Origin of the sequence: Gordonia prachuapensis, from assembly GCF_036350515.1 — a bacterium.
GTDB classification, from domain to species: Bacteria; Actinomycetota; Actinomycetes; order Mycobacteriales; family Mycobacteriaceae; genus Gordonia; species Gordonia prachuapensis.
In genome coordinates, this window is record NZ_JAZDUE010000034.1 from 1 (window position 1) to 10,576 (window position 10,576).

General features: G+C 66.7%; 7 protein-coding genes and 1 pseudogene. 4 read left to right on the plus strand and 4 right to left on the minus strand.

All coding sequences use genetic code 11. The features are described from left to right. Positions 1-208 precede the first annotated feature (208 nt). Positions 209-1,393, minus strand: coding sequence for an alkaline phosphatase family protein (locus V1Y59_RS23500; RefSeq protein ID WP_330507459.1), 1,185 nt, complete (start codon positions 1,391-1,393; stop codon positions 209-211). Positions 1,394-1,474: 81 nt separating this feature from the next. Between V1Y59_RS23500 and V1Y59_RS23505 the strand changes: the two genes are divergently transcribed. Continuing rightward, entirely contained in the window at positions 1,475-4,861 is a 3,387-nt protein-coding gene (locus tag V1Y59_RS23505; protein WP_330507460.1) for a DEAD/DEAH box helicase, read from the plus strand. A 50-nt stretch (positions 4,862-4,911) separates the two neighbouring features. On the opposite strand, the gene V1Y59_RS23510 is transcribed toward V1Y59_RS23505, so the two are convergent. Then, the gene (locus tag V1Y59_RS23510; protein ID WP_330507461.1) at positions 4,912-5,367 is read right to left on the minus strand and encodes a hypothetical protein; all 456 of its coding nucleotides are present in this window, start codon (positions 5,365-5,367) and stop codon (positions 4,912-4,914) included. An 84-nt stretch (positions 5,368-5,451) separates the two neighbouring features. Further along, complete coding sequence (locus V1Y59_RS23515) at positions 5,452-7,197, minus strand: SulP family inorganic anion transporter (protein WP_330507462.1); 1,746 nt, start codon at positions 7,195-7,197, stop codon at positions 5,452-5,454. A 152-nt stretch (positions 7,198-7,349) separates the two neighbouring features. Here V1Y59_RS23515 and V1Y59_RS23520 point away from each other — a divergent pair, with 152 nt between their 5' ends. The 3 genes from V1Y59_RS23520 (at position 7,350) to V1Y59_RS23530 (ending at position 10,322) form a co-directional block, all read left to right on the plus strand. Beyond that, on the plus strand, positions 7,350-8,528 hold the full coding sequence (locus V1Y59_RS23520) for a low temperature requirement protein A (protein WP_330507463.1): 1,179 nt from the start codon (positions 7,350-7,352) through the stop codon (positions 8,526-8,528). Between the two features lie 85 nt (positions 8,529-8,613). Further along, positions 8,614-9,564 carry an alpha/beta hydrolase family protein gene (locus V1Y59_RS23525; protein WP_330507464.1) on the plus strand — a complete coding sequence of 317 codons (951 nt, stop codon included), beginning with the start codon at positions 8,614-8,616 and terminating at the stop codon, positions 9,562-9,564. Positions 9,565-9,800: 236 nt separating this feature from the next. Continuing rightward, positions 9,801-10,322: an AMIN-like domain-containing (lipo)protein gene (locus V1Y59_RS23530; protein ID WP_330507465.1), complete on the plus strand. Its 522-nt coding sequence runs from the start codon at positions 9,801-9,803 to the stop codon at positions 10,320-10,322. 54 nt (positions 10,323-10,376) lie between these two features. Here V1Y59_RS23530 and V1Y59_RS23535 read toward each other — a convergent pair. Next, positions 10,377-10,576: pseudogene (locus V1Y59_RS23535) on the minus strand (IS110 family transposase); the annotation flags it as partial.

Below are 10,576 nucleotides of genomic sequence, written 5' to 3' on the forward strand. Positions count from 1 at the left end.
CAACTCGATCTTCGGTCGCCCACCTGCCATACCCCAGGATCCCACGCCCGAGCAGCCCGTTTGCCGCGCAACATCCCTCCGTTACAGTTATTTAACGAATTTATGGCGCAGGACACTAGCGCCTCGGGCTACTCGACCAGCGAGAAGTGGGCCGACCAGCGGGGGGACGCTCGACCAGCGGGGGAGTGCTCGCCCACCGGAAGACGACTCACCCCCGCGCCACCAACACCGGCACCAACTGCTCCGCCGCGGTCCACGCCCCGTGGTGGCCGGCCATGTTCACCTCGATCTGCGGATCGGTGAGACTGCGCGTGAGGATGGTGGTGCCACGCGCGACCGCGACCAGGTCCCCGACCCGCTCGGCGACGACGTCGGTGACCTCTTCGCCGAACCACTCCTCGTCGAGCACCTGTTCACGCGCCACCACGTGGGCATGGTCGCCGACGACGTCGGTCCAGAACGCCTGGACGGCGTCGCGGGCTCCGGGCCGCGTGTACACGTGCCGCACCCGCATCTCACCCGCGACGGCCTCCACGCCTTTCAGCATCTCGTCCGTCGTGTCGATGTCGATTCTGTTGTCCGCCTCGATCATTCCGTGGTCGCCGGTCACCACCAGACCGGTGTCGCGGGGCAGGCCGGATACCAGGTCGGCCACCAGTCGGTCGACCACGCCCAGCGTCTTGACCCATTGCGGAGACCCGGGTCCGAACAGATGTCCGGCCGCATCCAGATCAGGCCAATACGCGTACACCAGGCGGTGGCCAGATCCCGACTCCGCCAAAGACTCGGTGATGCCCGCGAGGATCTCCGCCGGTTTCTGCGCGGGCCGATACGTCCCGTCCACCCGGAACGCGGCCCGGCTGAACCCGGATCCCCGATACAGCCCGGGCATCACGTACGTGACGTCGACGCCGCGCCCGGCCATCTCCGGGAGTAGACCGGCGATCGGCTGAATCTCCTCCGGCACATAGGTGTCCAGTGCAGACCGCCCGTCCGAACGGTCAAGCGTCCACCGAAGTGCGTTGAGCAGTTGACGATTCGGTGCGCGGGTGGCGTCCCGATCGGTCCGGAACGAGTATCCGATCACTCCGTGGGTTCCGCATGACGTCCCCGACATGAGGCTGGTGATGCTCGTCGCGGTGGTGGCGGGGAAGCCGGCCCGGATGATCGTCGATCGCAGCGAGGTGAGCGTCGGCGCCACGTCCGCGTGGGCGGCTAGCAGGCTGTCGCCGAGCCCGTCGATCAGCAGCAGCACCACATCTTTGCTCGCGGGGATGGGCACCGCGGCGGACTGCTCTCCGTCGAACGCGGCGTCGATCGCCGGGAGGACATCGGCGAGGGTCGCATAGCTGCTCCAGCTCCAGGGATGGAGTTCGTCGATCACTTCACTCACAGACGACACGTTAGCCACAGATTCTGTGCATAAGGTGTTGTGATCGCGAATCCTGTCCCTCGGCGGGCCTAACCTGTGGTCATGTCGGGCTATGAACCGCTCAGCGCCAGCGGCAGCGACCTTCTCCTCGAATTCGACGAGGCGACACTCGACCGTGGGCTGGACTACTCGGACCAAGGACGCATCACTGGCCTCAAATGGTCCGACGACGAGCTGATGCTGTCCGGACGGTGCCGTGGATCGCGACGTGAGATCTACCGCATCACCGCCGAGTTCAGCCCGATCAACGGTAGTCGGACGCTGGACTACACCGAATGCACGTGCCCGGTCGGTGTGTTTTGCAAACACGCCGTCGCGCTGATCCTGACCGCCTTCGCGGCGGAGGCTGCGGATCCGTCGGGATCACCGCGCCATGGCCAGGCCCCGCAGATTGCCCAGCTACCGGCGCAGTGGCGAACCACGCTCGGTGCGTTGGTGCCGCCTGCCGAGCACCGGGAGCCGCAGCCGATCGGCATTCTCGTCGAACTGCCGCCGACGAGCCGGTGGGCGCCGAACCCGACGCCTACAGTGCGGCTGGTGCGACGCGGCACGAGCCGGAAGTGGGTGAAGTCCGGCATCAACTGGCGGCTGGTGGCCGCCACCTCCACCGGGTTGGGGCGGTCGGTGGGCGGCGATGAGTACGATCCCGAACAGCTACGCGCCGTGGTCGCGATCGCTCGGGCCGTCATGAACTTCGACGTCAACCAGGACCACGGGTTGTCGCTCGGATGGGCACCCACCGACATCTGGCGGCTGCTCGCCGACGCCCACGACGCCGGGGTCACCTTCGTGGCCGATCGCTCCACCGGCGCGAGTCGCATCGAACTGTTCGGTGGGGCACGGATGGCGTTGCTCATCCACCGTTCCGACGATGGCGTCATCGTCGCACCGACGGTGCAGGTCGACCACGAGGAGTGGAACCAATCGTCTGTCGGGTTGATCGGAACGCCCACACCGCACGGGGCGTTCACCGTGTCCGACGACGTCCTGCTGATGGGACCGTTCGAGGCGCCGGCCCATCGCGGGGCGCTCGACGAGCTCGTCAGGTCGGGTGGCATCGCCGTCCCGGACTCCGACATCGACGAGTTCGCCACCGAGCTGCTGCCGTCCCTGTCCGCGCACGTACCTGTCGACATCGTCGACGACGCGATCGCACCTCCGAGAATCGAGGGCCCGATCCCGCTACTGGTCATCCGCGTCGGTGACGAGTCATCGCTCGTCGATTGGCGTATCCGCTACACGGTCAACGGCCGGGCGCGCGACTTCACCGACACCGAACCCGCCACTGCCAACAGCATCCGCGATGCCGACGGTGAGGACCGCGCCTGGAAGGCCGCGCGACCGGCGCTGGAACTGGTCGCCGCCCGCTGTTCTCGGTGGCTCCCTCAGGCGACCCGACTGGTCAACCAGATGTTGCGGAGCGGCCGCACTGGCGACGACGACCTCGACGCCGTCGTCGCCGAGGACACCGACACGGCAGTGCGTCAGGCCAGCCTCACGCTGCTGCGCAACACCTTCACCTATTCGATGCTCGACACCGCGGTGCTCATCGGCGAACTCGTGCCCGAGCTCGGCGACGACATCGCCGTCGAGATCATCGGCGACCCGGCTGATTTCCGGCCCGCCGAATCCGACCCGGAGATCGCGATCTCCGAAGAGGAGACGCCGGTCGGAAACGACTGGCTCAACCTCGCCATCACGGTGACGGTCGACGGCCACGACGTGCCGCTGGGAACCGTGATCCGCGCGATCGCCTCCCGTGCCACGCACCTGCTGCTGGACGACGGCACCTACTTCTCGCTCGACAACCCGGAACTGCGGCGACTCGCCGAACTCATCGAGGAGGCGCAGGATCTCGGTGAGGTGGAGAACGGGTTGGTCCGCCGCAACACCTACAACGCCACTTTGTGGGACGAGCTGCTCGGCCTCGGTGTGGTCGACGAACAACTCGCCGAATGGCATGCGCGGGTGCGCAAACTGGCGGACGCCACCTTGCCCGCCCCCGGCGGACCACCTGCCGGGCTGCACGCCGACCTCCGCGACTACCAGGCCGACGGCCTCGACTGGCTCCGGTTCCTGTGGCAGAACCGTCTCGGCGGCATCCTGGCCGACGACATGGGCCTCGGCAAGACCGTGCAGGCCCTCGCCTTGATCGCCGAGGCGTCGACGGAGAACCCGACCGGCAGCTTCCTCGTCGTCGCGCCGACCAGCGTCGTCGGGAACTGGGTGAGCGAGGCCAACCGCTTCGTGCCGGGACTGCGGGCCGTCGCGGTCACCGCGACCGAGGCCAAGAGCGGCGTCAGCTTCGCCGAACAGATCGACGGCGCACACATCGTCGTCACGTCGTACACGCTACTGCGCCTACAGTTCGAGCAGCTCAGCCGATTCCAGTGGACCGGTGCCATCTTCGACGAAGCCCAGTTCGTGAAGAACCACAACAGCAAGACCCACCAATGTGCGCGCCGCCTCGGCGCCGAGATCAAGCTCGCGATCACCGGCACCCCGATGGAGAACAACCTGATGGAACTGTGGTCGCTGCTGTCGCTGACCGCACCCGGCCTGTTCCCGTCCCCGAAAGTGTTCGGCGACTACTTCCGCAAGCCCATCGAGTCCGGACAACACCCGGAACGGCTCGAACAACTGCGACGTCGGATGCGGCCGGTGATGTTGCGGCGCACCAAGGATCAGGTGGTGGCCGACCTCCCGGCCAAGCAGGAGCAGGTTCTGGCCGTGGAGCTCGCCGCCAAGCACGACAAGATCTATCAGACCCGGCTGAACCGCGAACGGCAACGGGTGCTCGGTCTGCTGGGCAACTGGGAGGAGAACCGTTTCGCGATTTTCCGGTCGTTGACGATGTTGCGTCAGCTCAGTCTTCACGCCGGCCTGGTGGAGGAGAAGGATCACGACGTCGCATCCGCCAAGATCGACTATCTCGCCGAGCAGTTGCCCGAGCTGATCGCCGAAGGTCATGCGGCACTGGTGTTCAGCCAGTTCACCGGTTTCCTGACGTTGATCGCGGAACGGCTGGACGACCTGGGGATCGGCTACAGCTATCTCGACGGGTCGATGTCGGCGACGCAACGCAAGACGCAGATCGACACCTTCTCCGACGGCACCACCAAGGTCTTCCTGATCAGCCTCAAGGCCGGCGGATTCGGACTCAACCTGACCGAAGCGGACTACTGCTTCGTGTGCGACCCGTGGTGGAATCCCGCGGCGGAAGCCCAGGCGGTCGACCGCGCCCACCGGATCGGTCAGACCCGGCCGGTGACGGTCTACCGGTTGGTGTCGAAAGGAACGATCGAGGAGAAGGTCGTCGAGCTACAGGACAAGAAGCGCAAGCTGTTCGACGCCGTCGTCGACGAAGGCGATCTCTTCGGAACGGTGATCAGCCCCGACGACGTGCGCGCCCTCGTCTCCGGCGACTGACCCGCTCCCCGAACCGCTCCCTGAGGAGCGTGCGAGCTTGCGAGCCCGCGTCACGAAGGGGCAGCCCACACCCCCGAACAAACCCGCAACGTCGCCGCCCCAATCAGCCTGCGCGACAACCCGTACTCGAGCTCAACGAGATGATGCGCCGGCACATCGACCAAGCATTCCGCAACCTGCCGTCGGCCCCGCGGCAGATACACCCGAAGATGATGATGCCCGGCCGGTAACGGCAGTTCGATCCGGCCCCACCGTCCGCGCAGCAGCTCACGCCCGTTGACCACGATGTGCGCCCCCGCGAGCGGAACCGGAAGGTGCGCCGCCGCGACCCGACACGTGATGGCCACCCCTTGGTGCAGCTGGCGTGGCGCACGGCCAGGTGGCCGCGCCGGTGCAGCGACGTGCGGGCGCCGCGCCCACGCACGCGTCAACAGTGGCCGCCGGCCGAGTACCGGCGCGGGCGCGGGCTCCAGCAGCCCGGACGATGGATACGGTTCGGCGCTCATGACGCGCAGCACCGTACGACACCTGCAGAGCACGGCGCGGGAGGCCTGCCGACGTGTCGGTCGTGCAGACGACACGGTCGGGCGTCAGGTCCCGTGGCCCGGTCCCAGATCTCCTCGCCACACTCCGGTGATCTCGTCGACCTTCGCGCCGGTGGTGGGTGCGAAACGGGAGTCGTCGAACCGGGGATGGCCGTCGACCGAGAGCTGATACCGCGCCAGCTGCTCACGGACCGGGTCCTTCATCTCGGCGAAGATCAGCGTGATCCCGTGCGCGGTCAGGTAGTCGTCGAGTTCGACGAGTTCGTCGACCGCGGTGGCGTCGATGTCGGTGATCGGCTCCGCGGCGAGTATCACCGTGTGCACTGCGTGGCCTGCGGCGTGCGCACGCGTGACCTCCGAGCGCACGTAGTCGTCGAACATACCCCCGTTGGCGAAGAACAGCGGCGCATCGAAACGCAGGATCAGAATCCCCTCGATGCGTTCGGCATTGGGGTGTCGGGTGACGTCGTGGTAGCCGCGGACGCCCGGCACCCGGCCGAGTTCGGTTCGGTAGGGCCGCCAGGCCTGGTTCACGAACGCGATGAACGACAACCCGATCGCCACCAGGATGCCCTGCAGCACGCCCAGCAATGCGACGCCGAGGAACGCCGAGATCGACAACGCACCCTCGACCCAGCTGACCCGGAACAACGCTGTCACTCCGCGGACGTCGACCAACGAGAGCGCCGCGGTGATGACCACCGCGGCCAGCGCCGACGACGGCAGGTACTCGGTGATGTTCGGAGCGACGAAGATGAACACCACGATCAGCAGCGCACCCACGAGCGGCGCGAGTTGCGTTTTGGCGCCCGAGGATTCGGCAACCGGTGTGCGCGACGACGACGCCGAGATCGCGAAGCCGCTGAGGAAGCCGGTGGCGATGTTCGCGGTGCCGATCGCGGCCATCTCCTGACTGCCGTCGACCGTGGTGCCGGCCCGAGCGGCGAACGTTCGTGACAACACGCTGGTGTCGGCGAACGCGATGAGGGCGATACCGATGGCCGGACCGATGAGGCTGATCGCGTCGTCGACCGTGATGCCGCCGAGCGCAGGGGTGGGCAGTCCGCGGGGCATCGCCCCGACCACCGGGATGTCGTCGGACCAGCCGAACACGGCGACGACGACGATGGCGCCCACCACCGCGATCAGCACTCCCGGAAAGGTCTTGCGCCACAGCTTGAGCAGCAGGATGACGGTCAGGCACGCGACACCGATCGCGGTGGACAGTCCGTCGATCTCGCCGTCGGCGATGCCACGGCCGAAGTCGATGATCTCTTCGAGCGCCGAATCGCCCTCGGTCGAGAAGCCGAGGAGTTTGGGCAGTTGGCTGAGCAGCACGACGAGGGCGATGCCGTTGAGGTAGCCGATCCGGATCGGTTTGGACAGCAGGTCGGTGACGAAGCCGAGCCGGAGCACTCCACCGATGACCAGCACGATGCCGACTTCGATCGCCAGCAGGCCGGCGAGGGCGACGCGTTCTTCATCGAACGCGGCGAGCGGGATGATCGCGGCCGCGATGATCGGGGCGAGTGAGGAGTCGGGGCCCAGGACCAGGATGCGGGAGGGTCCGACGATCGCGTAGGCGAGCAGCGGGATGATGGTGGCATAGAGGCCGGTCACCGGTGGTAGGCCGGCGACTTCGGCATAGCCCATACCGGCCGGGATGAGCAGAGCCGTGAGGACGACACCCGCGACCAGATCGCCGCGCAGCCAGGACCGCTCGTAGGACTTCAGGGTCACGAGCCCCGGAAGGTACCGGTCGATCCGCGTGGGCGGAGACGAAGACGCCATGGCAGGCATTATGTCCTCGTGACGTGGCCACGACGGACAACGGCTCGGTCATGTCGCGGCCGGGACGGGCCGAGCACACCGCCGAGACGCACGTCCGGGTGGCATGATGCGGTGGACCCGCCGTCGACGAACACGATCCAGGAGGGTGGACGATGTCGCCACGATTTCACCTGAGCATCATGCGACCGCGCGATCCTCACGAACCCGGGCGGAGCGCGACACCGTTGGAGCTGTTCTTCGACCTCGTGTTCGTTGTCGCGGTGGCGATCGCGGCGGTCGAGCTGCATCACGCTCTCACCGAGAACCACGTCGTGGACGGAGTCACGTCCTACGCGATCGTCTTCTTCGCTATCTGGTGGGCGTGGATGAACTTCACCTGGTTCGCCACGTCCTTCGGCACCGACGACTGGCTGTACCGCGTGCTGACCTTCGTGCAGATGGCGGGTGTGTTGGTCCTGGCGTCCGGCATCGAACCCACGTTTGCCGATCGCGACTTCGCCCAGATGGTCGCGGGTTACGTCATCATGCGGTTTGCCATGGTCGCGCAATGGATGCGGGCGTCCCGATGCGCTCCCGACCGGCGCCGCACCTGCGAGATCTATGCCGGCGGAATCGCCGTGGTGCAGGTGTTGTGGATTGCGTGGCTGTTCATTCCGTCCGGCGCGGTGTCCACGGTCGGGTTGATCGTGCTCATCATCGCCGAGTTGGCGGTGCCGGTGGTGGCCGAGCGCGCGGGTACCACGCCCTGGCATCCGCACCACATCACCGAGCGCTACGGATTGTTCACCTTGATTCTGTTGGGCGAGAGTCTCTTGGCATCGTCCAACGCGGTCATCGAGGCATTGCACGAGGACGAGGAACTCGCACCGTTGCTGTCCATCGCAGTGCTCGCATTCATCGCGACGGCGGCGCTCTTCTGGATCTATTTCTGGCCGCCCCACCACCGGGCCATCGGCTCATTGGCTCAGTCTCTGCGATACGGGTACGTGCACTACTTCGTGTTCGCTGCTGCCGGCGCGTTCTCCGCGGGTATCGAGGTGGAGATCGACGTGATCACCCACCACAGCGAGTTGACGGAGACCCAGGCGTCGTTCACGGTGACGATCCCGGTTGCGATCTTCATTCTCGGGATCTGGTGGATCGCCATCCGCGACAACGCTGATCGGATCGTCAACACCGTGGTTCCGGTCGGGGCCCTCTTGGTGTTGTTCGACCCGTTCATCCCGGTCCCGGTGACACTCACAGCTGTGCTGCTGGTGATCATCGTGGTGGTGTTGGTGGTGCGGCCGCCGGTGGGAAAGCCTGATGCACAGTTGCAGGAGACGGACTAGCGGCTGGCCCTCGTCAGCACAACCTGCCGGCACGGGGTTGAATGATCCGGTGATCGGAAGTGCCCTCCCTGCAGGGAGAACATGCGTGTATCGGCGCCGGCGGCTGTCGATTCTGGGGCTTGTCGTCGGTGTCGTGGTGTCGGCGGCGGGGTGCACGTCGGACGGAACCCCGGAACCGGCCGCAGCCCCGTCCGCAACCTCGGCCGCATCGCTCGACGACGTGACGGTCACCCGCTTCGAGTACCCGACCGTCGACGACGCCGACTCCGAGCAGAACTGGGCAGACCTCTATCTACCTGCCGGGCCGCAGCAGACCGACACCATCCCGCTCGTCGTCCTGATCCACGGCGGCGCGTGGCAGAGTCAGTTGGGTGCGGATCTGTTCGACCCGTTCGCCCGTGACCTGGCCGCCCGGGGCATGGCGGTCTACAACGTCGAATACCGGCGCGTCGGGTCCGGCGGTGGATGGCCGACCACATTTCACGACATCGCCAGCGCCCTCGACCATGTCGTCGAGGTCGATCAGCGATACCCACAGTTGACCACCGACGACGAGTTGGTCGTCGGACACAGTGCCGGTGCGCAGCTGGCGGTGTGGGGCGGCACCCGGCACAAGCTCGACGACGACGAGGTCGGGTCGAGCCCACGGTTCCGGCCCACCCGCGTCGTGTCTCTGGCCGGTCCGCTCGATATGCGGTACGCGGCCACCCACGGCGACGACCGGATCGTGACGGTCCTCGGCGGCACGCCCAGTGACGTGCCGGAACGCTACACCGAGGTCGATCCCATCCAGAACATCGACTCGGACACCCCGGTCGTGGCGATGCACGGAACCGTCGACACCGTTGTCGCGCCGACGAATTCGCGGCGCTACGTCGACGAGGTGGAACGGCAAGGCGGGTCGGCGTCCCTGGTGCTGTTACAGGGGATCGACCACGGCGGGATCGTGTCATCGGACAGTTCGTCGTATGACCGGGTCATCGACGTGATCGCCGCGACGTCGCAGGCCGAGCTCGACGAGCTGGTGGCCGAATAGAACCCGGGCGGCTATCGCGGTGCGGTGAACACCTGGACGTCCGCATCGGCCGGATTTCGCTCCCTCGATTGAGCTCAGCGGCCGACTACCCTGGGTCGCAAGTGATGGGGTGTGATGTGAACATTCGGACGATGGCTGTGGGCGCGGTGGCAGTGCTGCTCGCGCTGAGTGTGGGTGCATGCGCCGACGACGAGCAGCCGTGAACCGCGGTGGTCACCGAAACGGAGACGCAGACCGTGACACCCTCGTCCGCCGCTGCGCCACCGGCCGAGTCGTCGTCGCCGACCTCGGACGGCGAGTGCATCGACCAGGGCATGAACCCCGCCAACTGGAACACCGCGGAGGACACCGCACCACCGATCAGCCCCGCGACCGACGGCGGCATTGCCGACGTGACGCCCAGCGCGGGTGAGTGTTTCGATCAGATCGTCATCGCCACCACGACATCCGAAGTGGGCTTCGACACCCGGTATGTGCCGCAGGTGCGGCAGGACGGTTCCGGGTTTCCGGTGCCGTTGCAGGGCGGCGCCTTCCTCGAGTTGTCGGTGTTCGCGTGGGTGAACGACCCACAGCAGTTCCGCGACTACCGGTTCGTCCCCGACGACAGCTACCGGACCCTGCGCGAGATCGCGTTCGCCACCTCGTTCGAGGGCGTCACCAAGTTCGGCATCGGCGTCGACGACGAGACGCCGTTCGCGGTCGAGAAACGGCGCCGCGATGACGGAACGGTCGACGTGGTCGTGTTCCTCGCGCATTGATCCCCCCTCCGCTGATCCCCATTCGTTGATCGAGACATCCCTGAAGGTTTGATGTCAAGCCGCGGCGGGGGTTTGGTCCTTCCATGCGGTGGCGGGGTCGTAGGGGATACCGCGGGCTAGGCAGCCGTGGAGTATGCCGACGAGGCGGTTGGCGAGTTGGCGTAGCGCGGCGTTGTGGTCGACGTCTCGGGCTCGTTGTTTGCGGTAGTAGGCGCGGGCGCCGTCGTCGTGCATGAAGGCTCCGTGGGCCTGGG